General features: G+C 63.9%; 25 protein-coding genes and 1 pseudogene. 13 read left to right on the top strand and 13 right to left on the bottom strand.

Annotated elements, in window-relative coordinates; translation table 11 throughout:
• Window positions 1-20: 20 nt before the first annotated feature.
• From AC1DFE_RS19170 to AC1DFE_RS19125, 10 genes and pseudogenes are all read right to left on the bottom strand, one after another.
• A complete protein-coding gene (locus AC1DFE_RS19170) occupies window positions 21-1322 on the bottom strand; it encodes an NAD(P)/FAD-dependent oxidoreductase (protein ID WP_476907452.1) in 1302 nt (433 codons plus the stop codon).
• 2 nt (window positions 1323-1324) lie between these two features.
• Window positions 1325-1645: a 2Fe-2S iron-sulfur cluster-binding protein gene (locus AC1DFE_RS19165; protein ID WP_476907451.1), complete on the bottom strand. Its 321-nt coding sequence runs from the start codon at window positions 1643-1645 to the stop codon at window positions 1325-1327.
• A 45-nt stretch (window positions 1646-1690) separates the two neighbouring features.
• Window positions 1691-2467: an SDR family NAD(P)-dependent oxidoreductase gene (locus tag AC1DFE_RS19160; protein WP_476907450.1), complete on the bottom strand. Its 777-nt coding sequence runs from the start codon at window positions 2465-2467 to the stop codon at window positions 1691-1693.
• A complete protein-coding gene (locus AC1DFE_RS19155) occupies window positions 2460-4328 on the bottom strand; it encodes a PEP-utilizing enzyme (RefSeq protein ID WP_476907449.1) in 1869 nt (622 codons plus the stop codon). Before AC1DFE_RS19155 ends, AC1DFE_RS19160 begins: the two co-directional genes overlap by 8 nt.
• 104 nt (window positions 4329-4432) lie before the next feature.
• Window positions 4433-5548: a PEP/pyruvate-binding domain-containing protein gene (locus AC1DFE_RS19150; protein ID WP_476907448.1), complete on the bottom strand. Its 1116-nt coding sequence runs from the start codon at window positions 5546-5548 to the stop codon at window positions 4433-4435.
• Window positions 5549-5551: 3 nt separating this feature from the next.
• A complete protein-coding gene (locus tag AC1DFE_RS19145) occupies window positions 5552-6832 on the bottom strand; it encodes a cytochrome P450 (RefSeq protein WP_476907447.1) in 1281 nt (426 codons plus the stop codon).
• A 156-nt stretch (window positions 6833-6988) separates the two neighbouring features.
• A complete protein-coding gene (locus tag AC1DFE_RS19140; RefSeq protein WP_476907446.1) occupies window positions 6989-7783 on the bottom strand; it encodes an IclR family transcriptional regulator in 795 nt (264 codons plus the stop codon).
• 60 nt (window positions 7784-7843) lie between these two features.
• Window positions 7844-8008: a hypothetical protein gene (locus AC1DFE_RS19135; protein WP_476907467.1), complete on the bottom strand. Its 165-nt coding sequence runs from the start codon at window positions 8006-8008 to the stop codon at window positions 7844-7846.
• A complete protein-coding gene (locus tag AC1DFE_RS19130) occupies window positions 7989-8396 on the bottom strand; it encodes an HD domain-containing protein (protein WP_476907445.1) in 408 nt (135 codons plus the stop codon). Before AC1DFE_RS19130 ends, AC1DFE_RS19135 begins: the two co-directional genes overlap by 20 nt.
• A gap of 7 nt (window positions 8397-8403) precedes the next feature.
• Window positions 8404-8778: pseudogene (locus tag AC1DFE_RS19125) on the bottom strand (cbb3-type cytochrome c oxidase subunit I); the annotation flags it as partial.
• A gap of 1274 nt (window positions 8779-10052) precedes the next feature.
• Between AC1DFE_RS19125 and AC1DFE_RS19120 the strand changes: the two are divergent.
• Window positions 10053-10451, top strand: a complete 399-nt coding sequence (locus AC1DFE_RS19120; RefSeq protein ID WP_476907444.1) for a VOC family protein — start codon at window positions 10053-10055, stop codon at window positions 10449-10451.
• Between the two features lie 417 nt (window positions 10452-10868).
• Here the strand turns inward: AC1DFE_RS19120 and AC1DFE_RS19115 are convergent, their stop codons facing one another.
• Window positions 10869-11021 (bottom strand): hypothetical protein, encoded by a 153-nt coding sequence (locus tag AC1DFE_RS19115; RefSeq protein ID WP_476907443.1) that lies wholly within the window; start codon window positions 11019-11021, stop codon window positions 10869-10871.
• Between the two features lie 346 nt (window positions 11022-11367).
• On the opposite strand from AC1DFE_RS19115, the gene AC1DFE_RS19110 reads away from it, so the two are divergent.
• The 6 genes from AC1DFE_RS19110 to AC1DFE_RS19085 all read left to right on the top strand — a co-directional run bounded on the left by AC1DFE_RS19110 (window position 11368) and on the right by AC1DFE_RS19085 (window position 15707).
• Window positions 11368-11766 (top strand): cation-transporting P-type ATPase, encoded by a 399-nt coding sequence (locus AC1DFE_RS19110; RefSeq protein ID WP_476907442.1) that lies wholly within the window; start codon window positions 11368-11370, stop codon window positions 11764-11766.
• Window positions 11723-12382 carry a P-type ATPase actuator domain-containing protein gene (locus AC1DFE_RS19105; RefSeq protein ID WP_476907441.1) on the top strand — a complete coding sequence of 220 codons (660 nt, stop codon included), beginning with the start codon at window positions 11723-11725 and terminating at the stop codon, window positions 12380-12382. Before AC1DFE_RS19110 ends, AC1DFE_RS19105 begins: the two co-directional genes overlap by 44 nt.
• Window positions 12383-12393: 11 nt before the next feature.
• Complete coding sequence (locus tag AC1DFE_RS19100) at window positions 12394-12954, top strand: hypothetical protein (protein ID WP_476907440.1); 561 nt, start codon at window positions 12394-12396, stop codon at window positions 12952-12954.
• Window positions 12955-13101: 147 nt separating this feature from the next.
• Window positions 13102-14076 carry an HAD-IC family P-type ATPase gene (locus AC1DFE_RS19095; RefSeq protein WP_476907439.1) on the top strand — a complete coding sequence of 325 codons (975 nt, stop codon included), beginning with the start codon at window positions 13102-13104 and terminating at the stop codon, window positions 14074-14076.
• A gap of 390 nt (window positions 14077-14466) precedes the next feature.
• Window positions 14467-15333, top strand: coding sequence for a universal stress protein (locus tag AC1DFE_RS19090; RefSeq protein ID WP_476907438.1), 867 nt, complete (start codon window positions 14467-14469; stop codon window positions 15331-15333).
• A gap of 83 nt (window positions 15334-15416) precedes the next feature.
• The gene (locus tag AC1DFE_RS19085) at window positions 15417-15707 is read left to right on the top strand and encodes a hypothetical protein (protein ID WP_476907437.1); all 291 of its coding nucleotides are present in this window, start codon (window positions 15417-15419) and stop codon (window positions 15705-15707) included.
• Window positions 15708-15769: 62 nt separating this feature from the next.
• On the opposite strand, the gene AC1DFE_RS19080 is transcribed toward AC1DFE_RS19085, so the two are convergent.
• Window positions 15770-16186, bottom strand: coding sequence for a VOC family protein (locus AC1DFE_RS19080; RefSeq protein ID WP_476907436.1), 417 nt, complete (start codon window positions 16184-16186; stop codon window positions 15770-15772).
• 70 nt (window positions 16187-16256) lie between these two features.
• On the bottom strand, window positions 16257-16970 hold the full coding sequence (locus AC1DFE_RS19075) for a helix-turn-helix transcriptional regulator (protein WP_476907435.1): 714 nt from the start codon (window positions 16968-16970) through the stop codon (window positions 16257-16259).
• 85 nt (window positions 16971-17055) lie between these two features.
• Between AC1DFE_RS19075 and folE the strand changes: the two genes are divergently transcribed.
• The 6 genes from folE (at window position 17056) to AC1DFE_RS19045 (ending at window position 23236) form a co-directional block, all read left to right on the top strand.
• The gene (folE, locus tag AC1DFE_RS19070) at window positions 17056-17688 is read left to right on the top strand and encodes a GTP cyclohydrolase I (protein WP_476907434.1); all 633 of its coding nucleotides are present in this window, start codon (window positions 17056-17058) and stop codon (window positions 17686-17688) included.
• A gap of 46 nt (window positions 17689-17734) precedes the next feature.
• Window positions 17735-18988, top strand: a complete 1254-nt coding sequence (locus AC1DFE_RS19065; protein ID WP_476907433.1) for an NAD(P)/FAD-dependent oxidoreductase — start codon at window positions 17735-17737, stop codon at window positions 18986-18988.
• The gene (gene folP, locus AC1DFE_RS19060; protein ID WP_476907432.1) at window positions 18988-19986 is read left to right on the top strand and encodes a dihydropteroate synthase; all 999 of its coding nucleotides are present in this window, start codon (window positions 18988-18990) and stop codon (window positions 19984-19986) included. The genes AC1DFE_RS19065 and folP overlap by 1 nt, the downstream gene beginning before the upstream one ends.
• Window positions 19983-20789, top strand: coding sequence for a pyrimidine reductase family protein (locus AC1DFE_RS19055; protein WP_476907431.1), 807 nt, complete (start codon window positions 19983-19985; stop codon window positions 20787-20789). Before folP ends, AC1DFE_RS19055 begins: the two co-directional genes overlap by 4 nt.
• Window positions 20790-20885: 96 nt before the next feature.
• Window positions 20886-21362, top strand: a complete 477-nt coding sequence (locus AC1DFE_RS19050) for a hypothetical protein (protein ID WP_476907430.1) — start codon at window positions 20886-20888, stop codon at window positions 21360-21362.
• Window positions 21359-23236 carry a glycoside hydrolase family 15 protein gene (locus tag AC1DFE_RS19045; protein WP_476907429.1) on the top strand — a complete coding sequence of 626 codons (1878 nt, stop codon included), beginning with the start codon at window positions 21359-21361 and terminating at the stop codon, window positions 23234-23236. Before AC1DFE_RS19050 ends, AC1DFE_RS19045 begins: the two co-directional genes overlap by 4 nt.
• Window positions 23237-23248 lie beyond the last annotated feature (12 nt).

The following is a 23248-nucleotide window of genomic DNA, read 5'->3' as shown; positions in this document are numbered from 1 at the left end:
GGGGTGGGCCGGCCTGGCGGCTAGCTGTCCGTGGTGATGGTTTTGAGGGGTGTGGCGGTGTCGGCAGCGGCGCCGGCGGGGATGTTCTGTCCTTTGGCCAGTGCGTTCTTTACGGCCATGAAGTCCAGTGGGGCATTGACGCAGTCGGCGGCGATGATCTGGCCCTGCCGGTAGTAAAGGACGGTGAACTTTCCGCGTTCCTCGTCGCGGCGGATCACGGTCTGGTCGTAACCGTTGCAGAGGCCCGCGATCTGCAGCTTGAGGTCGGCCTGATTGGACCAGAACCACGGGATCCCGGCGTACTCCTCGCGCCTGCCCATGAGCGAGTAGGCGGCCACCTTGGCATGCTCGATGGCGTTGTTAACGCTTTCCAGCCGGATCCGTTGACCGGGCTCAGAACCGGGGACCGGGTTGGGCATGTTGGCCACGTCCCCCACCGCAGCGGTGGTGCCGTCAGAGGCCAGGGCGAACCGGTCCACCACCACGCCGCTGTCCACTTCTAGGCCGAGCTGTTCGGCCAGGGTGGTGTTGGGGATGACGCCGATGCCGATCAGCACAATCTGCGCTGGAAGCACCGTGCCGTCCTGGAGCTCGACGGCGGCTACTTTCGTGCCGGTGTCGTTCGCGGTGAAGCGTGCGGCAGTGGTGTTGAGCCGGATATCCAGACCGCGGGAACGGTGGGCCTGCAGGAAGTACTCCGCAGTCTCCTCCCCCACAGCCCGGCCTACGAGCCGCGGACCGAACTCGAGCACGGTGACGTTCTTGCCCATCTTCTGCAGACTGGACGCGGCCTCCAGGCCGATGAACCCGCCGCCGATTACCACCACGTCCGTGGCGTCACCCACCCGGGCCTTCAGCGCCAGAGCGTCGTCGGCGTTGCGCAGGTACAGCACGCCGTCGAGGTCCCCGCCGTCTATCTCCAGCTTGCGGGCGCGTGCACCGACGGTCAGGGCCAGCCGTTTGAAGGGGAACTGCCGTCCGGAGGACGCATGCGCAACCCCGGAACCGTCCGCTTCCTTGTCGATCCGGACGATGTATTCGCCTTTGACCAGGTCCACGTTGTGCTCTGCCCAGTACTCGTTGGAGCGGAATATCAGGGACTCGCTCTCGACCGTTCCTTGGAGGAACTCCTTGGACAGCGCGGGGCGCTGGTATGGGCGGTGGTCCTCGTCCCCCAGCAGTGTGATGTGTCCATCGAAGCCCAGGGCGCGAAGTGACACCGCAAGCTGAACGCCTGACTGGCTCGCGCCGATGATCAGCAGGCCGGTCCGGGTGCGGGTTTCGCTGCCGGATACGTTCTGTTCCGCCATAGTGGTGTCCATCTTTACACCTGCGTTTCCGGGGTAGTGACGAAAAGTTCGGAGCTTTCGGTGAGGCGGAGCTGGCAGGACAGCCGGGAGTTCTCCTCGCGGTCCACGGCGGTGCCGTAGAGCATCTCGTCCTCCATGTCCTCCATCGGCGGCAGCTGTTCGAGGCAGTCCTCCCGGACGAAGACGTGGCAGGTGGCACAGGACAGCGAGCCGCCACACTCGGCCACGATTCCGGGGACGCCGTTGCGCACCGCGGTTTCCATGACCGAGTCGCCGGGATTGCCTTGGACGTCGCTGACGACACCTTCGGCGTCAGTGAAATGAACCGTTGGCATGTGGTTCTCCTTGGGGTTGAAGTCGGTTATGGGGTGGGGCGGAGGCTAGATGAACTGCCGGCCGCCGTCGACCACCATGGTCTGGCCGGTGTAATACGAGCTGTCGGGTCCGGCGAGAAACAGCGCGGCACCCACGATGTCCTCGGGCTGGCTGGCACGTTTGATCGCACCGCGGTCCACGCCGTAGTTCTCAGCGTTTTCCATCAGCCCGTAGCTGGCCTCCGTGAGCGTGAAACCGGGGGCGATCGCGTTGACCGTGATCCCCCGCCGGCCCAGTTCCTTGGCCATGACCCGGGTCAGGGCCACCACGCCACCCTTGGACGCGACGTAGTGCAGCCACTGCTCGGATCCGCTGAAAATAGTGGCGCTGGAGAGGTTGATGACACGTCCGCCCTCCGGCAGATATGGACTCGCGGCGCGGGTCACCAGCCAAGGGCCCTTGAGGTTCACGTTCATCACCAGGTCCCATTCCGCCGGATCGATGTCCTCAAACCGGCTGCGTGTCACCCCCGCATACACCGCGGCGTTGTTAAGCACGACGTCGATGCTCCCGTTCCCGAACTCCCCGCAGCTTTTCGCCAGGTTCTCGGTGGAGTCGAGACTGGTAACGTCCGCGGAGAAGGCAGCGGCGTCGGCGCCGCTTTCGCGGACGAGTTTCGCGGTCTGTTCAGCGCCCTCGAGATTGATGTCCGCCACTGCCACCCGGTATCCCCGGCCGGCAAAGCCGAGCGCAAACGCCCTGCCCAGCCCGCCGGCGGCACCGGTGATGAGGACGGTTTTGCCCGCTTCTCGCCCGGTTGCGGGCACAGTCACCTCAGACATGGCTGTGGCTGTGGGCGCCGGGGCCGGTGACCAGCAACTCGTCCTCGGCGTCAAGGATCTCTACCGTGCCCTTGGTCCCGTCCACGCGCAACCGCTGGCCGGTTTTGATGGTGGTGGAGGCGGATCCGGTGCCGGTGACGGCCGGAAGCCCGTACTCGCGGCACACAATCGCGGCATGGCTCATCATGCCGCCGATGTCGGTGACCGTGGCCTTGATCTTTCCAAAGATCGGCCCCCAGGACGGTGCGGTGACGGTTGCGACCAGGATCTCGCCCTGCCGGACCTCGGAGAGCTGGTCAGCATCGTGGACCACGCGGGCCAGGCCTTCGACGACGCCGGGTGACGCTGCCATGCCGCGCAAGCCTCCGCCTTCAACCGCTTCGCCGGCACCCAGCCATTGCTGGACCTGCTCGGTGGTGATGCCCCAAAGCATCCGGGTGAAAGGTTCGGTGATGGATTCCGGCGGGGTGTTCAGTGCCGGGGCGGGGCGGGCCGTCTTGAGGGCGTCCACGATGCCGCGGCGGCGCTCGATCTCCTCAGGCCAAAAGTCCGGGCCGATGGGCTTGGCGCCCACGCCCCAGCCGGTGACCAGGTCAAAGAGGGCGTCGCGGACCTCGTTGCGGCCCAGGTACAGCAGGTCGTCCGGCTCGGTCCAGAAGCCTTCCGCCTGCATCATGCGGGACAGCTCGCGGATCTTGCGCCAGAAGACACCCATGGTCCAGTGCTCGATGTAGAAGTTGTGGTTCTCCACGTACGGGTAGGCGGTGGCGGCAAGCCCGCGCTTGGCGTCGAAGATCGCCTGGTTTTCGCCTTCCAGCAGGTCGCGGTATTCCTCGATGATGCGGTCGCGTTCGGCGATGAGGGCTTCAACAGGCCGCATGATTTCCTGGCCTTCGTCCAGGCGGCGGATGTAGTCCGCGATGTAGCCCAGCGGGATTTCCTGGTGCTCATTCCAGTACTTGTCGTGGCCGTAGAAGCCGTTGCCTACGGTGAAGTTGAACCACGGGTCCTTGGCCCCCTCGTACTGGGCCATCCACTTTTCCCCGCCGGGGGCTGAGGCGATGGCAGCCAGGGTGGCGTCGACGTCGTCGGTGTTTCCGAAGTGGGCCTGAAGCCCGAGTTCCACGGCGAGCTTGGCCAGCTGCTTGAGCTCGTCGTCCGGGCGGAACAGTTCCATGTCGACGCCCTGCACCATGGTGGCGATCGACTGGTCCGGGACGTTGGGGAAAACCTGCTTGCAGAAGTTGAAGAAGTCCAGGTAGGCGATGTAGCCGAGGTTCAGGAACTCGAAGTGGTACTGCCAGTTCTGGTAGGCGAGCTGGATGAGGCGGTCGTAGCTTTCCAGCAGCTTCTCCGAGCCGTCTTTGCCCTTGCCCGCGACGATGTCCTCCATGGGGACGAGGTCCGGGAGCTTGGGGAAGGAGATGGTTTCCATCTCCGCGATGGTGCCCTTGACCTTGATGTGCCAGTCCTTGAGCAGCTGCTCCCAGTTCTGGAAGTAGTGGCCCACCCGCTGCTCAAACAAGGGCACGCGGGCGGCGATCTGGTTCTCGGGCACGGGGATGGGCGACATGTAGAGGTAGCCAAGGTGGATGCGGAACTCGATGCCGTTGGCGTTGGGGATCATCAGATGCCGGGCGTTGTACTGGCCGAGGCATTTGACCGCGAATTCGCCGCCTATGGTTTCAAAAGGCTTGAAAACCGTGGGCCAGTGCTGGCTGTCGCAGAACCAGAACTTGGCGTCTTCCTGCTCCTTGAGCTTGTCCTGGAATACCAGATAGTAGGGGTAGATCTTTTCCCATCCCTCGGCTCCGGCGGGAACCGGAAGCTCGGAGGGTTTGGGGAAGGACTTGAGGGACATGGCGGTCCTTTCAATGGGGCTCGGCGTTGAGCCTGGTGTGTGGAGGTTTGCTTGGGAGCTTGGGAGCTTGGGAGCTTGGGAGCTTCGGTGGAGCGTTGGTGTGCTTAAACGGAGGGCTTGAGCAGGGAGGCGGTGATGCTGCCGAGGCTGAAGCCGCCTGCCGCCGGGGTGGGGTTGGAGATGCCGCCGAAGTAGCCGCCTGCGGTGGCGGTGGGCTGTGCGGCCGGTTTGGAGGAGTGCACGGTCTCCGGGCGGCTCTGCAGCAGCAGGAGGTTTTCGCCGTCGGGCAGGTCCGCATCCAGGGCCCATTCGATGTCCTGCGGGCACTTGTAGTGCTTCTCGGCCCGCTTGGCCATCTGGGCCACCGAGGTGAGTTCCGCGTCGGTGAGGCTGCGGCGGCTGCGGCGGTCGGCGTCGACCTGGCGTTCAATGAGGCGCCTGGCGCCGATATCGGGAACCAGTTCGACGTGCTTGTCGCCGAGGTGTTCGTTCACGACGGCGAGCGTGACCTTGTCCAAGACCATGTTGTCCGGGGTGACCTGGCCCGAGACGACCATTTCGCCCACACCGTAGGAGGAGTCGATGGTGATTTTGGAGCGGTCACCGTTGGTGGGATCCATGGTGATGGCGACGCCGGAAACGCGGGAGTTGACCATCTTCTGCACCACGACGGCCATGGAGAGGCCCTCGTTGGGGATGCTGTTCTTCACCCGGTAAATAATGGCGCGCGAAGTGTAGAGGGAGGCCCAGCACTGCCGGATGTGCTCAGTGACAGCCTTGACGCCGTCGAGCCAGAGGTAGGTGTCCTGCTGTCCGGCGAAGGAAGCGTCCGGCAGGTCTTCCGCCGTGGCGCTGGAGCGGACGGCCACCGGGACGGGGGCGTCGAATCGGGACATTAGCGACTCGTAGGCGGTGATGGTCTGTTCGCGCAGGGCCTGGGGCACCGGGCGGGAGCAGATGTCCTCGCGGATGGCGGCGGAGAGCATGTCTACCTGGGAGGTGTCCTCCGGCTCCAGGCCGGCGAGCAGCTGGTTGATTTTTGCTGTGATGCCGGCTTCGTCCATGAAGGCATCGAACTGGGCGGTGGTGACCACAAAGCCGGGCGGGACGGGCATGCCTGCAGAGGTCATGGTGACCAGGGATGCGCCCTTGCCGCCGAGGTATTCCAGTTTCGGCTCGATCCCGCCGTCGAAAAACTGGATGTAGTCGTTGCTTTCCATGGTTTAGGCCTTCCAGGTGACGGGGACGGTTTCGGGGACGCGGAAGGAGAGGTTTTCGCGGAAGTCGATGGATTCCGGATTCTCCAGCTGCAGCTCCGGGGCGAGCCGTGCCACTTCCTCGAGCGCGATTTTGGCTTGGAGTTTGGCGAGCATGTTGCCCAGGCAGTAGTGGATGCCGAAACCGAAAGAGAGGTGCTCGGGGGCGTTGGGGCGGGTGATGTCGAAGTCCTTGCCAGCTTCGAATTTGCTCTCGTCGCGGTTGGCGGAGCCCATCAGGAGCAGCAGCTGGGCGCCTTCGGGGATCTGTACTCCGTCTAACGTGGTGTCTTTCAGTGCTTTGCGGCGCCAGCCGACGATTGAGCCGGCGTAGCGCAGGACTTCGTCAATAGCCCCGGGGATTTTCTTGGGCTCCTCAACCAGCTGCCGCCACTGCCCGGGGCGGGCGAGGAGTTCGCGCAGGGCGTTGGATATCAGGGTGGTGGTGGTTTCGTGGCCGGCGAAGAGCAGGCTGTAAAGCACGGAGGCGATCTCATGGTCGGAAATCCCGGCGCCACCCTGCTGAGCTTTGACGAGGTCTGCGCTGAGGTTGTTGTCCCCGCCCTGCTCGTGCGCCACCTTGACCAGGCGCAGGCATTCCTGCCAGTACTCCACCAGGTTGTGGGCGTGCGGGATCTGCTCCTCATCGCTCAGGTCGCCCCAGGTCATGGCCGCCCGGGAATCACTCCAGCGCTTGAAGGTGTCCACCTGCGAGACGTCGGCACCGATCAGGGTCAGGATGGTGATGGTAGGGACGTCGTAGGCGAGGTCTTTCACGAGGTCACCGCGGCGTTCCGGCCGGGCGAGCATCTGTTCGATCAAGGTGACGACGTTCTGCCGGATGAAGGGTTCCAGTGCCTTGTAGCGTCGGGGGGTGAACGCTTTCTGAACTACCGCGCGGATCCGGGTGTGCTCCGGCGGGCGCCGGGCCGAAAGGCCTGAATAGGCGGTAAACCCGCCGTCTTCCATGATTTTTTTCGCAGCGGGGCCCCGTTCCCGGACCGGCGCCTGGGCGTTTTCGCTCGAGAACGTCTCCCAGTCCTCGAAGACAGCCTTGACGTCGTCATAGCGGGAGACAACGTAGAGGCCGACGCGCTCATCGAACATGACGGGCTGTTCCGCCCGGAGTTCGGCATAGGCCGGGAAGGGATCCTTCATCTGGAACGGCTCGTAGCCGTGATGCCCGGCGGGGGCCTCGGCGCTGTAGCCGAGGGGACAGCGGCCGGCCGTTTCTGTCGACGATGACATCTGGACTCCTGGTGGTTTGGGGCCGCCGGCAGCGTCAGGCACGCCGGCGATTTCTACTCACCAGTGTGTCCCCCATCACCCCCGCGTGACAGGGAATACTTCCACTGGGTGGAAACCAGTGTGGTCTTTGCTGGTTTCCACCCAGAAGCTTTCCGGTCAGTCCTTGGGTGCGTTCTGACTGCCGAGCAGAGTCTCCAGCGGGATCCGGGCGGTGGCGCGCTCGATCTGGGCTGAAATTCCCTTCAGCACCGGCAGGTGGCGGGTCATCGTGGCGGCCTGGTTGGTGGGCAGCACCAGTCCGATCGAGGCCCCGATCCTTCCGGTGTGGAACACCGGGACGGCGATGGAGCAGGATCCCAGCCGCACCTCCTCCAAGGTAGTGGCGAATCCCTGCTCACGAATTTGGACGAGTTCCTCGGCCAGGCGCTTGGGGTCAACATGAGTGTGGGCGGTGTGCCGCTCCAGCTGCAGGTTCAGGTAAGCGTCGCGGACCCAATCCTCGTCAAAGGCGAGAATGACCTTTCCGACAGCGGTCGCGTGCATCGGGAGCCGGCCACCGACACGGGAAGCGCGCGGGACTCTCTTGGAGCTGTAGACGCGGTCGATATAGAGCACCTCATGGCCCGCCCGAACGGCAAGGTGTGCGGTTTCCCCTGTGAGGGAGAACAGATCCTGTACATAGGGGCGGGCTGCGTCGCGCAACTGCCGCCCGGTGTTCTGCGCAAGCTCCCAGAGCCGGATGCCCGGCTGGTAGCGTCCGTTTGGCTCGCGGGAAAGGAAGCCCCAATCCGTCAGTTCATTGACCAGCCTGTGTGTCGTGCTCAAGGGCAGGCCGGACTTCGCTGCGATATCGGTCAGGCTCAGGGCCCCGCGCGATTTCTCGAATGCCTCCAGGATGGCCAGAACCTTGGATGTCACGGTCCGCCCTGGTTCGCGGCTGCCGCCAGCCATCGCGACTCCTTCTCCGGTACGTGTCCATTTCAGACCGCCTCCCCGCAGTCTGGTCAGAGTCTAGTCGGCGCTCAGGAGCGCCCGTCGTTGAGGCCACAGCGTGACGGACTCCAGTGCGGACAGCGCGCTGGCCATCACTTTCGCTTCCTGAGTGAAGAGGTGGCCGTGGACTCGTTGGCTGCACAGCCGGAGGGCCTGGTCCCGGTCAAGTCCGAACCAGTCCATCACGGTGTCGAGGCCGTGCGGGCTGAAACCTCCAGGTCTTATCGGAGTCCTTCACGATCGCGTCCTCGATAGAGAGCGCGGTACGCCGGGAGTCGTGACCGTCGATGATGCCAAGAATCTCCGGCACCTTCGAGGCGTCATAAGAGGTCTGGGCCAAGATCTTGGCAGCCAGCCTCGCGCCCTCCTTTTCATGAAGAAGGACCAGGTCCGGCCTTCCGCCCCTTGGAGCAATGGCCTGCAGAACCTCATCCGGCGGCACCTCGGACCACCCGACGTCGTGGAGCATGATGGCCGGCAGGACAATGGCAGCGTCCGCTTCGAGGTGCGATTCCAACAAGGCATGGGCAAGACCAAGTGCATACAGTGTGTGCGCGTCGTTGTCGCGCACACGAAGCAAAGGCCAGCGCGTTCAGCCGGGGGAAGGCGACGTCGGGTGCGCCGATCTGCAGGGGCATGACGACGTTCGCAAATCCGGCGAACAGCGGCGTCGCGAACATCAACAGCATCACGGTGCCGTGCATCGTGAACAGCTGGTTGTACTGCTCCTTGGTCTGCAGGATCTGCATGCCGGGTTCGAACAGTTCGGCGCGGATCAGCAACGCCATCACGCCACCGAGGCAGAAGAAAACAAACGACGCGATCAGGTACATGTACCCGATGGTCTTGTGGTCGGTCGACGTGATCCAGTTGACGACGGCGCTGCCTTTGCGCTTCGGGACCACGCTCGGGGCTGCCGTGGCGGCTGGGGATGAGTATTCATAAGTGGCCATTTCCTCTGCCCTAACTCTGAGGATGGGTACCGGCTGGCGTGTCTGGCGCTCTGCACCCTTACACTGAGGCGAGCCTCCATGCCGGTTCACCAGGGGGCGCCTGGGCCTCCAATGATAGGCCCGCCGGCCAGAGCACAACACAGTGAGCGTGGCTCATCAAAGATGCCCGGGTAGCTGCTATCGAAGAGTCAGTTGATAATGTCCGCGTAGCGTCGCGTCTGCCGGGACGGCACCCGCCGGACCAGAAGCGAGCAATGGAGGTTTCGATGAGCCACCGCAAGAGCCGTCACGAAGACCACCGCCCCCGGTACGCCCGCGCAGAGCGGCCGCCAAGAAGACCATCCTGGACGAGCTATGCGCCCTGACGCACTGGCACCGCGACCACCCGTGCAAGGCGCGGCCTATGGTCCTCAAGCAGGTAGCACCCCGGGCAGCACTGCCCCCGCTCTACTGGAACCAGTGATCGAGGCCATGCGGTTCATCTATGCGTCCAGGGACCCGTACCGCCTCGCACCCCAACACCAATTGGGTATTCCGCGGAGCCTCACCAGGCCGGCACATCCACCCCGGACACCTCACAACCCGTCTCACCAGGATGTTCAGCACCCGGGCAGCACGACTCGGAACCCTCTACGAACTCACCAAACTCGCACCCGTAGCCATCATCGCCGAGACCCTCGGCTACTCACCTGTCACGATCGAACGCCACGCCACCGACTCACCCTCTGCCTCTGCCTCTGCCCAGTACGTCGCAGCAACCAGAACCTCGCGACGAGACACACCATGCCTCGGACAAGCATCAGGTCAAATTGGCAGTACTGCTTGTGGGGCAATTTGCTGTCGCTGGGCCGAGACAAGGTGCCCGTTGGGTAGATATTCGAGCCCGACCGGCCCCGGACGGGATCGGTTCAGAAGTCGAAGCGCATGCATTCGATAGTTAGAGCATGAGGATAGCCTGCCCAATAACGCGGACAGAAAGCAGCGCAAAACTACCGAGGAGGGGCCGGCTCCTGAAATTCCTGAGACCTTGGAGCCAGCCCCCCGACGGCGCCCCGATGAAGGCTAGAAGGACCCTCCCCAGCGAGGCAGAACACCGCCACAAAACATAATTCGCTATGTGCCGGCCAGAGGCAATGTCCTAGCCTCGGGCCGGCACAAGGCGGAGCGATTAGCTCCAGTGGCGACGCGCCCCTGTCGGTTCGTTGACCGATCTCTTGTTGATACGACCCGGAGCGCTGGAGCAGATCCAGGAAGTCGGCTTACAGAGTGAGCGCATGACGATCCTGCAGCCCTATGTCATTTCTCCGGGAACGGCTCGAGCGCTCACTTTTTACAGTGACGTTTTCGGCGGTGAGCTTTCTTTGCACACGTACGAGGACTTTGGCAGGCGCGACGGCGCCCCATGCGCAATAGCCCACGGTGAGCTCCACGGCGAAGTTGCTTTGGCCGGAGCCGATGCAGCAGCCGGCGAGAAACCGGTCCGGGTTGAAGGCCATATGCTCTCGTTGCTGGGGACCGCTGAACCGGCAGTTCTCCATGAATGGTTCGACAAACTCTCTGTTGGTGGATCGGTGGTCGATCCCCTCGCGCCGAAGCCCTGGGGCGCGTCAGACGGCCAAGTTATCGATCGTCACGGACTTCACTGGCTCGTTGGATATGAGCAGGGGGCGTGAACGGAGCGCCAATCCATCAAGATTCGCTCAAGAATGATCCGATTAGGGCTAATGAGTCGTACCTGCCCGACGCCCGCTGTAACTTGTTCTGCAGGAACTCGGCTTTCCCCAAGCGCTGCGGCGTCCAGGAGCCCCTGCGTTGAGGTCGTTGAGCTGGCGCAGGGGCTTCGTTTCACTGCAGCAAGCAACCTGACCTCCGGAGGGCAACCTCATGCCCGGCCTCCTGCATCGCGGCGGGCCTTGGCCAGCCCTCCGGAGTGTTGTGCTGGACAGTGCAGTGCTGGAATGGAGGGCTACGTTTTGCCACTCCCCCAAGTGAGATTCAACTATCAATAATCTCAATGCGAGCTGAGGGCGCAGAGGGGCTCTGATCAGTGCTCCAAGGTCCGTCGGACGACCGGCTTGTGAACAGCAGATTCAGCTGGATGACGCAGGCTGGTCAGGGCTGGCCCAGTCGGGGTCCGTCCGCTCCAGCCGTCCCGGGTGAGCCGCCGCGGCCCAGTCGTACCGCGCCAGCACCCAGCAGACACAGTGCTCCCCCGCAGCCTTGGTCATCTTCTTGTCGGCCATGTCCTGGAGCGCAGCAGCGACCGCCGGCCAGCTCAGGACGGCGGCTTGACCTCGGTATGGGTTGCGAGGAAAATAAATGTGCCGTCCGTATCCGTGATCGTGGCGACGCCCTGCTTGATAGCTGCCTTTGAGCACTTCTTGCAGCCTCGCAGGAGGAACCAGGCGCGGGCCGCAGGAGGACCGCCGGAGGCCCCTCTCACCCCTCCACTCCCCCCGCTCGTGGTCAAAGCTCACGACGGATGCCGTGAGACCCGGCAGCCGGTGCTTTCGCGGCCAACAGATGCCTGGCCTATAGCTTGAGCTCAAGCGCAACTATGCTGAAAATTCGGTGGAAGGACAATTAGTGATGCGTTCGGGCACTTCCGAGAATGATTGGCATAATTGCTCACCGTCCGAGGTCGTGGCCGCCTTGGATGTGGACCCTTCCGTGGGACTCGCCGCCGAAAGCGTGAGTGCCCGGGAGGAGAAATTCGGTGCGAACGTGCTCGCGGACGAGGCTAGGGTGCCGGTTTGGAAAAAGGTTCGGAGGCTGTTCGCGGACAAGATGAGCGTGGTGCTCATCATCGCCGCTCTTGTCAGTGCGGTCGTCTCCCGGGAATGGGAAACCCCGGTTGTGATCCTGGCGGTGATCGTGCTGAATACAATCCTGAAACTATGCGCAGGAGAGCCGGGCCGAGAGCAGTCTGGCCGCTCTGCGGACCATGTACGTGGATACTTCACGGGTCCGCAGGGACGGACAAGATGAGATTTCCAATGAAGAGCTGGTTCCGGGTGACATCGTGCTGCTGGAAGCCGGCGACACGGTTCCGGCGGATGGACGTCTCCTCGAGGCGGCTCGCCTGGAGGTCATTGAGGCAGCCCTGACCGGTGAATCGCAGCCAGTGGAGAAAACCGGCAATACCCTGGAAGATCCGGATCTGCCGCTCGGTGACCGAACGAACATGCTTTTCATGAGCACGGACGTAAGCCGGGGACGGGCCGTCATGGTGGTCACTGGCACCGGTATGTATACCCGGATCGGCAATATAGCGACACTGCTGGAGGGCGCAGGCGATGAAAGGACGCCATTGCAAAGGCGGATCGGGCAGCTGGCCCAACTGTTGACCGTCGTTGCATTGGTGGTAGTCGTCGTCGTCTTTGCCCTGGGACTTGTCCGCGGGCAGCCCTGGTCTGAGTTGCTCATCACTGCAGTTTCGCTTGCAGTGGCCACCATCCCGGAAGGCCTGACGGCGGTCGTCGCCTTCACTCTCTCCATGGGCGCCTCGCGAATGGCGCGCCGCGGCGCGATCATCAAACAGCTATCCGCCGTCGAAACCCTGGTAGCACGACGCATATTGCCACCGACAAGACCGGCACACTGACCTTGAACGAGATGACGGCACGGCGCCTGTACATGATGGGGCGTTCGGTCCGCATTACCGGCCAGGGGTACACGGCGGAGGGAAAGATCCTCAGTGGCGACGGCGAGAAACTGCCGGCCATGTCCGACGCTCTGGTTTCCATGACTCTGTGCAATGATGCCTGGATCCGCGATGGCACGCTGGTCGGTGATCCCACCGAGGGCGCCCTCCTGGCGCTGGCCGAGAAGGGCGGGATCGACGTTGATGGCGTCCGCGGCAACCACCCCCGGGTGGCGGAAGTGCCTTTTGATTCCGCTTATAAGTTCATGGCCACCTTTCACGAACAGAACTTCACCAAGGGGGACAGCACGCCGGCCAGGTTCCGTTGTTTTGCCAAGGGCGCGCCGGGAGTGCTCCTGGAACGGTCGGATTCGATCCTCGCATCCGACGGGATTCTGCCGCTGACCGACGAAGGCCGGACGTCGGTCCATGAGGACATCCGGGCGATGGCGGCCGAGGGCCTGCGTACGCTGATGATCGCCGGTCGCCGGCTAGTTGCCCTCAGACGGCGACGAACTGCGTGCCGCTGCTGACCATCTGACCATCTACGCGATAGTCGGAATTGTTGATCCGCCCCGCGCGGAAGCGGCAGAGGCCATCCCTACAGCCCGGGCCGCCGGGATCACCGTGCACATGATCACTGGCGATCATCTGGTCACGGCCTCTTCCATCGCGAGGCAGTGGGTATCCCGGGCGAGGCCGCTTCGGGTGCAGCCCTCGATGATCTGGACGACGTTCAGCTCAACCGGCGGGCCGCAGGATTCGGCGTGTTGGCACGCGTGGCCCCCGAGCACAAGATCCGTGTGGTCAAGGCTCTGCAGAAGGACGGCAATATCGTGGCCATGACGGGCGACGGCGTGAACGACGCGCCGGCGCTGAAGCAGGCGGATATTGGCATTGCCATGGGCATTACGGGCACGGATGTGTCCAAGGGTGCGGCGAAAATGATCCTGACGGACGACAACTTCGCCACGGTTGTTTCCGCTGTCCGGGAGGGCAGGGGGATCTATGCGAACATCATCAAGTTTGTGAAATTCCAACTCACTACGGCGTGGGGTTTCGTTCTTATCTTCCTCATTGCCGTGGTGCTCGGCCTCTCGGGCGGGGCGCCCTTCAGCGCGTTGCAAATCCTCTGGGTGCACATCATTATGGACGGGCCGCCCGCACTTGCCCTCGGTGTGGATCCGCCGGAACCGGACATCATGACACAAAAGCCCCGTCCAGCCAACGAGCCGCTGCTGCCTCCCAACCGGCTGCTTCGGATCCTGGGACTCGGTGTGGTGATGGCAGCCGGAACCACTGCGGTCCTCGTGCTGGCGCCCGTCCTGTTCCCGGAAAGTCCCACCGATCCGCTGGTGGGGACCACTCTTGCCTTCACCACCTTTGTCTTTTTCCAGGTCTTCAACCTGCTCACCGTACGATCGGAATCCGGTTCCGTGTTCGCACTGCAAACCTTCACCAACGGGAGTATCTGGGTGGCCTTGCTGGCTGTAGTGGTCCTACAGTTCCTGGTCGTTACCCTCGATGTGTTCCAGCGATTCTTCGGCACCACCGCGCTCAGCTCCACTCAATGGGGACTGGCTCTGCTCGTGGGGTCCTCCGTGCTCTGGGTAGATGAAATCCGGAAGGTAATCGTCCGGTCCCGGAATCACTAGGAGGTCATTCATGGACCGGGATCCGGCCGATCAACGCCCTCGAACGGGTATCTGGCAACCGGGCGCCCGACCTGTTCCTGCAGGAGATTGAGCGTCAAAGTCATCGTCACCCCGAACTTTGGATTCTTTCTGTTCGGTCTGGCATGGGATAGCATGATGGCCCTTCTAAAATTAGATACGCCGGACTTAGAATGGAGGCTTGCTTGCGTCAAGGCTCGTCGGAGGGGATGGATCCACTTGTAAGTTCTTCCTCCACTCCCTCCCGGCCACCGTTGACTCTTGTCCCTTCGGACTGGAGTCAGCAACCCACTTCAGGAATGCAGACCGGCCGACGCCGCCCGGAACGCGGGTACGAAGCTGGATTCTGCCCAGACCCAAAGGGGTTCAGGGATGCGATACGTAGTTGGCTACACGCTAAAAGAACGCAGCGCCGACGCCGTTGCTTTGGCTTTGGCGATGGCCCGGGCCGAGGGCGCACGTCTTGACCTGATCTATGTGGTGGACCAGGGCGCACCGCACGTTGCGGGGAATCCCGGCGGCGGGCAGGTCAGCCCGGAAGAGCAAGCCGTCCTGACCGCGCAGCGCCAAGGGCTCAGTCTGGCCCCCGAAGACATCAGCGTCGAGTTCCACGCGCGCAACGCCGATTCATTCGCCGCTGGCCTGATCGACGCCGCCGTTGGAGCGGAAATGATTGTGGTGGGCGCGGCCAACAATGGGTTGTTCAAGCGTCACACGGTGGGCAGCGTGGCCAACGCACTGCTGCATTCCTCGCCGGTCCCGGTTGCGCTGGCGCCCCGGGGGTACCGCCGTGCGGAGGCTGTGAGCCGGCTAACCCTTGCCGTGGGGCGGCGGGCCGGTGCGGATGCCGCCATCGACTCCGCCGTTGATTTCGCCAACCGGTGCAGTCTTCCGCTGCGCCTGGTTTCGCTCGTTGAGCTGGATGCGGAAGGGGACAGCGGCGACGTAGTGAACGCCGCGCACATCCATGCCAACACCGTACTGGCCGAAGCCTCACGCCGGCTGGCGAAGGGACACAAGGTCACCGTTGAGGTGGCTCAAGGCCGAAGTATCGAGGAGTGCATCGATGACCTGGAATGGGATGACGGGGAGATACTGGTCGTGGGATCCTCCCGTCTGGCTGAGAAAAACAAGCTGTTCATCGGCAGCACGGCTTATAAGGTCCTGCGCGCACTGCCCGTTCCCATGCTGGTTATCCCGCGCGACTACCACCGCCTGGCCGCGATGTCCGCGGACTAACCTCCGTCAGTCAGGAGCTAACGGGCGCTTGAACCCGGCCCAGGCCTGGCCCGCCATAAGCCGTCTTGGCGTACGCTTCTGACATGGAAGCTCAGTTTGAGGTTGAGGCGTTACTCGAGCACGAGTATCTGGTGCGTGCGCAGGCGGACGGGGAAGTGGTCGTGTCCAGGTTCAGAGTCGATCCTGGCGTGCTTGAACAGCTTGAGCTGGAGGGCGCCGACGAGGAACAGGTGATCAGGGAGACGGCGGTGTTTCTGGCCGCCCATCAACCGGTCATCGATTTCCCGCCCATGCTCGATCTGGCCGATGTCATCGCGAGCTACGACGACTACCCCGAGCGGCTGCGCCGGCAGCTGGCAGCGGACTCTGACTGAACTGCCGGCATCCCATCCTCAGGGCACGGCGGCTTGCCCCCCCTGTGCGAGCTTGAAGAAACTCAGGTGTACAAGCGGCTGGCGAAGACCGAACGCGGCCTTTCTGAGGGGTCCGGGTGGGCGACGATGACCCGGAGGCCATCGGGGTCAAGGCCTTCGACAAAAGTGACTCCACCGGCTGTGTGGGTGTCCGTGTATCGCCCGGTCTCCTTCAGAGCCTGCTGAAAATATTCCAGTCCCTCGACGCTGTCCGTGGCCCACATCAGCACGTGAAAGCCCAGCCCCCCTGGGTGACGCTCGGCCCTGGGGCCCCGCTCGATGAGATACAGCTGGAAGCCGCCGGGGGCCAGAAGAAGAGCTGCATCCCCCTCGGAGAGCAGCGATACTTCACAGCCGAACACGTCACGGTAGAACGTTACAGACCTGTCCAGTTCGGCCACGAACAGGACCGAGGACGCGACCCTTGCTGAATACCCCATCCCGTCATTATTAACCTGCCGACGCTATATGGCCAGCCTTCCCGGACGCACCTGCCAGCTACGGCACTCGTCACGGATTAGTCCGCCCGCCCCCCTGGGCTTTCCCCTGCAGTGCCGCTTCCTCCGTCCCGGTGGTCAACCGGGCGCAGCAGGGTGCACTCTCCGGCGCGGCCTCGACTCGGTGCTGCGTGTCGTTGCAGGCGTCCAGCGTTCCCTGGAGGAGCGAGGTATTGAGACCGCAGACGAGCCGGGTGTGGTCCTTGGCGAGGCGGTGGAACGGGCAATTGCCCAGAACCAGTCCGTGCGCGTCGGCCTCTGGTTCGAACCCGTTGTCGGCCAGCGCCTTCTCCGTGCTTCCTGCGAGCAGCCCCAATCTTTGGCCTTCGTGGTACGCAATCGTGCGAAGGGCTTCCTCGACAGGTTCGCCGGTCACCATGGACGTTTCTATCGCAGAAGCGAGCAGGCGGGCCGCGAGTTCGTATTCACGGGAGGGAAAGGAAACGCTGACCTCGTCAACTACGGTTTTGTACAGCTTCGTCGGCCGTCCGGATCCCGGGCCCCTGCGCGCGCCCAGCTTTCTGCTTTCCGTTTCCAGCAGGCCCTCACGGACCATCTTCTCGAGATGGAAAGCCACGGTGCTCGGAGCGAAGTTCAGCATCCTGACCAGCTGATCCCGGGAGAGTGGACCCGGGCTGCGGATGAGCGCCCGGTAAAGAGAGCGCCGTACCGGATCGGCCAACGCCGCGACGTCGGGGTCTTGAGATGAAATCGACGAAGCATTCATAAGGAAATTCAACCACCCCTAAGAGGACTTGACGGACCCAATTATACGTTCTAAATTCAGTAGACCCAAGTTTAGAAGGGGTATCATGTTATCCCCTCAGTATCAGGACGGGCAGAGCCAGTACGCAGACTCCATTGACGGGCTTTCCGGGCTTGACCTTGCACAGGAGGGCAGGGCCGGGATCGACGTGGAGGGTGCCCGGGCAGCCGTTGCCGCTTTGCTAGGTGCCCTGGGCCGTGACATCCCGGATCCGCATCTGGCGGAAACTCCCCGCCGCGTGGCAAAAGCCTTTGAGGAGATGCTCACTGCCCGGCCTGCTGTGTGGACGACGTTTCCGAATGCGGACGGGTACACAGATCTGGTGATCCTGAAAGGCATCCCCTTCCATTCGCTCTGCCAGCACCATCTGCTGCCGTTCCGCGGCGTGGCCCATATCGGCTACCTTCCCGGGGGAAGGCTGATCGGGCTCTCCAAGCTTGCCCGAGGGCTGGAGTTGTTCGCCAGGGACCTTCAGGTTCAGGAACGTCTGACGGTGCAGGTGGCGGACTGGCTGATGGAAACACTGGACGCCCGGGGTGCCGGCGTGGTTCTGGAAGCTGAACACCTGTGCATGTCGCTGCGGGGCGTGGAGGCTAGCGGCACGCTGACGACGACGTCGGCTTTCCGTGGGGAGCTCAATATCCCGGGGCCTCTGCAGGACCGCTTTTTCTTTAAGTGATGGTCCATTTTCCCGGGCAAAGTTTTGGATCCGGATATGGGAGGAGATGGTCAGGATGAAGGTCGTTATCGTCGGAGCCGGCCTTGCCGGGGCGACTGCCGCACAGACCCTGCGGGCTGAAGGGTTCGAGGGCACCATCACGCTGGTGGGTGCGGAAAAGCACTACCCGTACGTCCGTCCGCCTCTGTCCAAGGACTTCCTGGCCGGGCGGGAGGACGAGCAGTCTCTGCTGCCATACACACCTGCCGACTATGCGAACAAGCAAATAAAAGTGGTGCTGGGTGAAAGCGTGGAAGCCATCGATCCGGAATTTGGCCTGGTGCCTCTGGCAGGAGGCGGCGTACTGGAGTGTGAGCGGCTGCTGCTGACGACCGGCGCCGCGCCCCGGACCCTTCCCGTCCCCGGCGCCACCTTGCCGGGCGTGGCATACCTGCGCACCCTTGAGGACAGCAAGCGGCTGCGGGCATCCCTGAGCCAATCCGGAGATCACCGCGCCCGCCGCGTCGTTCTGGTCGGCTCGGGCTGGATCGGCATGGAAGTCGCCGCCACCGCCAGGACTCTCGGGGCCGAGGTTACGGTCCTGGGGCGCGAGAAGGTCCCGCTCGAAGCTGCCATCGGACCGGAACTCGGAGCCGTCTTCATGCAGCGGCACGAAGAAGCTGGAGTGTCTTTCCACACCGAAACCACAGTCGCCGAAATCACCGAAACCGGCGGCCGGGCAGCCAGCGTCATCACAGACACCGTCCAGGAACTTCCGGCTGACCTGATCGTGGCCGCCGTCGGCGTCACCCCCAACACCGCTCTGGCCAAAGCGGCAGGGCTCACCATTGACAACAGCATACTCACAGACCGGTCAATGCGAACGAGCGATCCAAACATTTTCGCGGCCGGCGACGCGGCCAACGCCTACCACCCCGTCACCGGCAGGCATCAGCGAAGCGAACACTGGGCCAACGCCATCAACAGCGGCAAGGTCGCGGCCAAGGCCATGCTCGGGCAGGCCGCCGTCCTGGATGACATCCCCTATTTCTACACCGATCAGTTTGACCTGGGCATGGAATACTCCGGCTACGCCTCCCTGGCGCGCAACGCCACGCTGGTCCTGCGCGGGGACCCGTCCTCACGCAAATTCATCGCGTTCTGGGTCACTCCCGTCTCATCCACTCGCGGCACCGTGGTGGACGGGATGAACGTCAACGTCTGGGACGTCCAGGACGACATTAAGTTCCTGATCACCACCGCGCGCGCCGTCCGGACCCAGCAACTTTCAGACCCCGCCACACCACTGGGCGGCCTGTGATGAAACAGGCAACACCGCAGACAAGGGAACCGCCAGGAGCGAGGGCAGCCGCATCGCCCGGGACAACCACGTACGAGCCGGCGCTCCTGCACCCCGTGCACCGATTCGGGAGCCGGATCATCGATTTCCGCCGCCAGGCAGCACTGATGGCCATCATCAACCGCACCCCGGATTCGTTCTACGACACAGGACGGACGTTCGGACTCGAAGCGGCCATCGATGCGTCCATGGCCGCAGTGGCAGAAGGCGCGGACTGGATTGACGTCGGCGGGCAGCCGTTCGCAGCAGGGGCCCGCCTGAGCACGGGCGAAGAAGCGGACCGCGTCATTCCCGTCATAACAGGGGTGCGCCAACGCAGCAACACCATCATCTCCACAGATACCGATAACCCGGAAGTTGCCCGACTGAGCATCAAAGCCGGGGCCAATGCCATCAATGACACCTCCGGGCTCCGGAACCCGGACATGGCTGGGGCAGTCGCAGAATCCGGGGTGCACCTGGTCATCACCCACAGCCTGGCTCCTCCGTGTGCCTGGGCCCGGCCCAATGACCAGGACGTAGTCGTGGTGGTCCGGGACTTTCTGTGCCGAAAAATTGATGAAGCGGTCCGGCTCGGTGTCACCGAAGAGCAGATCATCATCGATCCCGGGCACGACCTGAACAAGAACACCCTTCACTCGCTGGAACTCACCCGCCGCCTTGGGCGCATCGCGGCATTGGGCTTTCCCGTCCTCGCAGCTGTCTCCAACAAGGACTTCATCGGTGAAACGCTGGGCAAGGGAATGGACGGGCGGGTGGAAGGTTCACTCGCTGCGGCCGTTATCTGCCTTCTGAACGGTGCGCGTATCCTGCGCATGCACAACATTGCGGCCGCAGCTGACGCCCTGCATCTGACAGAGGCGGTGCTGGGCTGGCGGGACCCGGTGGCACTGCAGCACAACATGGGGCACCACAAGATGGGCGAACCGGTGCGCAACCACTTGGGAGGGCTGCTGTGATTGATTGTCTGCTGCCCAGGCACGTTACTGGCCTCACCGACGAGCAGCTGGTGGACTGGTACGCACACCCGGCAGCAACGGGCCCCCGGGTCAGTTTCAACTTCGTCTCCAGCCTGGACGGTGCCGCCACGCTTAACGGCCGCTCCGGGGAACTGGGCGACGCAGCGGACCGACGGATCATGAAGCTTTTGCGCCGTGCCGCCGACATCATCCTCATTGGTGCAGGGACGGTCCGGGCCGAAGGCTATTCCGGGGAACTCATCGGCCCGGAAGACAGCCTGTGGCGCCAGGGCCACGGCGGGAGCGTCCGGCCTGCACTGGCCATGGTCTCCGGACGCCTCAGTGTTGACCCGGGCATGCCCTTCTTCACTGACGCCGCCGAACGGCCCCTGGTTATCACCACCGCGGAGGCTGATCCCGCCCGGAAAAGGAAACTGGAAAAGGTGGCGGAGGTGCTCGTCTGCGGCCGGCGGAGCCTTGACGTGGAGATGCTGATCCACGAACTCGGGCTGCGTGGATTTTCCCGGCTCCACTCAGAGGGAGGGCCACATCTGTTTGGGACGTTCCAGCAGGCGAGCCGTGTTGACGAACTCTGCCTCTCGGTCAGTCCCGTACTTGTGGGAGGGCCAGGGATGCGCATTGCGGTGAGTTCGTCCCAGAACCCCGGGCCGTGCCACCTGCACCTTGACCACGTGCTCCGTTCCGGGGATATGCTCTTCCTCCGCTATCTGGCCCGGCAGCATGGCGACCTTGCCGAACACCCGGCAGCGCCGGGAGTACCTACTCCGAGCAAAGGATCATGACCATGAACGATCCGTTGACCTCCTGGGAAGCACTTCGCAAGCAGCTGTCGGGGCGGCTTTCATCCTCCCTGGCGGAAGCACCCTGAGGCGGCCGGGATGGACTGGCAGGGCTGGGCCCTCTTCGGTCTGCTGGCCACCAGCGTACTGACGGCTGTCATGATTGCCGCGCAAATGGCCGGCTGGACGCGTCTTGACCTGCCGTTGGTGCTGGGCGCCCTGTTGACCCCGGACCCGGACCGGGCACGCGTCGCGGGATTCTTCGTCCACCTTGCCGCGGGTCAGGCATTCGCCCTGGGATACGCCGCTACATTCGCCCTGCTGGGCCAGGCCACGTGGTGGATGGGGGCGCTGCTGGGGCTGGTCCACGTCGCCGTCGCCCTGACGGTCATCCTGCCCCTGCTGCCTGGCGTCCACCCGCGCATGGCCTCTATGAGGGCGGGGCCGGCCAGCAGGGCCGCGCTTGAACCACCGGGTCTGCTCGGCCTGAACTACGGCGTTCAGACACCCGCTGTCGCCATCGTCGCCCACGTAGTTTACGGCACAGTTCTCGGGCTGCTCCTGAGGGCGTCATGAGAACACCGCGGAGAACGTACGACGCCGAAAAGGGCGAAAGGATCCCCCCTGCAGCCCCCGCCCGGGAGCCCTCACCCATCGCGGACTACGGGCTGCTCGGGGACACCCGCACCGCAGCCCTGGTCTCCGCCGATGGTGCAGTGGACTGGCTCTGCGCCCCCGCGTTCGATGGCGAGCCTGTATTCGGTGCGCTCCTGGGTGGTGCCGAGGCAGGGAGCTTCGTGGCCGGCCCGGTCCTGCCTGCACGGATCGTTTCCCGCCGGTACCGCCACCACAGCGCAACGTTGGAAACAGTATGGTCATCGGGCGAAGGCCGACTCATCCTCACCGAAGCCATGGTCGCTGAAGTCGCCGGGCGGCTGCTGCCCACATCGGTTCTCATCAGGCGCCTCACCGCGGAGGGACCGCCCATGGCCGCTGTCATCAACTTTGACCCGCGGCTGGGTGAACAGCATCGTCGTCCGCGCGTGCGCCGTGGGCGCGATCTGGTCTGCGCATGGGGTCCGCTGGCCATGTCCCTTGGCTGCAGCCCGGAGCTGGAACTGGAGCCGGGCCGCCAGTCTTTCCTGACAGTCCGCCCGGGCCAGCCGGTCACTCTCGTGCTGGCGCTGGCCTACGGAGAACCGCTCATTCACCTCGATCCGGAATCCGCCTGGGATCTCGTCGAGGATGACGAGGCCCGCTGGCGGGATTGGACGGACGGCATTGATGAGGAAATTCCCTTCCGGGAAGCGGTCCTGCGCAGCCTGCTGACACTCCGGCTGCTGACCTATTCCCCCTCCGGTGCGCCGGTGGCCGCGCCTACCACCTCACTGCCCGAGTATCCGGGCGGCATACGCAACTGGGATTACAGATACGCCTGGCCGCGGGACGCCAGCATCGGCGTCGGCGCCTTCCTGGGTGTCGGCAAATCCGTAGAAGCACGGAAGTTCCTCGGCTGGCTGCTGCACGCGAGCCGGCTCCAACGGCCCCGCCTGCCGGCGCTGCTGACCCTTGCCGGAGGGCATGTGCCTGCCGAACGCACCCTCCACTGCTGGCCCGGCTACGCCTGCAGCACCCCGGTGCGCACCGGCAACGGCGCCGCTGAGCAGCACCAGCTTGACGGCTACGGATGGGTCCTTGACGCTGCGTGGGTACTCGTGCAGGGCGGGCACCGGCTGTACTCAGAGACGTGGCGGGCCATGCGGGGTTTCGCTGATTTGGTGGCCCTGCGGTGGCAGGAGCCCGATGCGGGAATCTGGGAGCTGCGCGCCGATGCCGCCCAGCACGTGCACTCTAAAATGATGGGCTGGCTCGCCCTGGACCGCGCACTTCGCATCGGACGCACCCACCACCTCAGTTCGCGGCGGCGACAGCGGTGGCAAAGGGCCAGGGACGATATCGCCGCCGAGATCAGGGCCAAGGGCTTCGACCCTGCCAGGAACAGCTATACCCGCGCCTACGGATCCTCCGACCTGGACGCCGCGCTGCTTGTTCTACCCGTCATCGGCCTCGAAGACACCAGGTCGCCCCGCGTCAAGGGAACAGTGGATGCCGTAAGGGACGAGCTGTCCGCCGGCTTCCCCTTCCTCTACCGTTACCCGCCCGGCCGGGACGGACTGGACGGAACGGAGGGCGCATTTCTGCCCTGCTCATTCTGGCTCGTGCAGGCCCTCGCCCGTACCGGCAGGCGCACCGAAGCCACCGCACTCTTCACAGCGCTCCTCGAGAGAGCCACCGTGCTCGGGCTCTACAGCGAAGAAATCGATCCGGCCACCGGAGTCCTGCTGGGCAATTTTCCCCAAGCCCTGACTCACGCCGCACTCGTCCAGGCAGCGCTTGCCCTCCGCGATTCTCCAGCAGAAGGTGAACGTGATTCGGACAAGCACAACTAAGCCACCAAGAGA

The sequence above is a fragment of the Arthrobacter sp. 05T423 genome (assembly GCF_056396245.1).
Note: the sequence above shows the minus strand (reverse complement) of the source record. Positions and strands in the feature narration are given on the sequence as shown.

Excerpts from the sequence above, each read along its gene's own strand:
- AC1DFE_RS19170 (WP_476907452.1), bottom strand. The coding sequence starts at position 1,322 with ATGGACACCACTATGGCGGAACAGAACGTATCCGGCAGCGAAACCCGC.
- AC1DFE_RS19165 (WP_476907451.1), bottom strand. The coding sequence starts at position 1,645 with ATGCCAACGGTTCATTTCACTGACGCCGAAGGTGTCGTCAGCGACGTC.
- AC1DFE_RS19160 (WP_476907450.1), bottom strand. The coding sequence starts at position 2,467 with ATGTCTGAGGTGACTGTGCCCGCAACCGGGCGAGAAGCGGGCAAAACC.
- AC1DFE_RS19155 (WP_476907449.1), bottom strand. The coding sequence starts at position 4,328 with ATGTCCCTCAAGTCCTTCCCCAAACCCTCCGAGCTTCCGGTTCCCGCC.
- AC1DFE_RS19150 (WP_476907448.1), bottom strand. The coding sequence starts at position 5,548 with ATGGAAAGCAACGACTACATCCAGTTTTTCGACGGCGGGATCGAGCCG.
- AC1DFE_RS19145 (WP_476907447.1), bottom strand. The coding sequence starts at position 6,832 with ATGTCATCGTCGACAGAAACGGCCGGCCGCTGTCCCCTCGGCTACAGC.
- AC1DFE_RS19140 (WP_476907446.1), bottom strand. The coding sequence starts at position 7,783 with ATGGCTGGCGGCAGCCGCGAACCAGGGCGGACCGTGACATCCAAGGTT.
- AC1DFE_RS19135 (WP_476907467.1), bottom strand. The coding sequence starts at position 8,008 with ATGGACTGGTTCGGACTTGACCGGGACCAGGCCCTCCGGCTGTGCAGC.
- AC1DFE_RS19120 (WP_476907444.1), top strand. The coding sequence starts at position 10,053 with ATGACGATCCTGCAGCCCTATGTCATTTCTCCGGGAACGGCTCGAGCG.
- AC1DFE_RS19115 (WP_476907443.1), bottom strand. The coding sequence starts at position 11,021 with ATGGCCGACAAGAAGATGACCAAGGCTGCGGGGGAGCACTGTGTCTGC.
- AC1DFE_RS19110 (WP_476907442.1), top strand. The coding sequence starts at position 11,368 with ATGCGTTCGGGCACTTCCGAGAATGATTGGCATAATTGCTCACCGTCC.
- AC1DFE_RS19105 (WP_476907441.1), top strand. The coding sequence starts at position 11,723 with ATGTACGTGGATACTTCACGGGTCCGCAGGGACGGACAAGATGAGATT.
- AC1DFE_RS19100 (WP_476907440.1), top strand. The coding sequence starts at position 12,394 with ATGACGGCACGGCGCCTGTACATGATGGGGCGTTCGGTCCGCATTACC.
- AC1DFE_RS19090 (WP_476907438.1), top strand. The coding sequence starts at position 14,467 with ATGCGATACGTAGTTGGCTACACGCTAAAAGAACGCAGCGCCGACGCC.
- AC1DFE_RS19085 (WP_476907437.1), top strand. The coding sequence starts at position 15,417 with ATGGAAGCTCAGTTTGAGGTTGAGGCGTTACTCGAGCACGAGTATCTG.
- AC1DFE_RS19080 (WP_476907436.1), bottom strand. The coding sequence starts at position 16,186 with ATGGGGTATTCAGCAAGGGTCGCGTCCTCGGTCCTGTTCGTGGCCGAA.
- AC1DFE_RS19075 (WP_476907435.1), bottom strand. The coding sequence starts at position 16,970 with ATGAATGCTTCGTCGATTTCATCTCAAGACCCCGACGTCGCGGCGTTG.
- folE (WP_476907434.1), top strand. The coding sequence starts at position 17,056 with ATGTTATCCCCTCAGTATCAGGACGGGCAGAGCCAGTACGCAGACTCC.
- AC1DFE_RS19065 (WP_476907433.1), top strand. The coding sequence starts at position 17,735 with ATGGTCAGGATGAAGGTCGTTATCGTCGGAGCCGGCCTTGCCGGGGCG.
- folP (WP_476907432.1), top strand. The coding sequence starts at position 18,988 with ATGAAACAGGCAACACCGCAGACAAGGGAACCGCCAGGAGCGAGGGCA.
- AC1DFE_RS19050 (WP_476907430.1), top strand. The coding sequence starts at position 20,886 with ATGGACTGGCAGGGCTGGGCCCTCTTCGGTCTGCTGGCCACCAGCGTA.
- AC1DFE_RS19045 (WP_476907429.1), top strand. The coding sequence starts at position 21,359 with ATGAGAACACCGCGGAGAACGTACGACGCCGAAAAGGGCGAAAGGATC.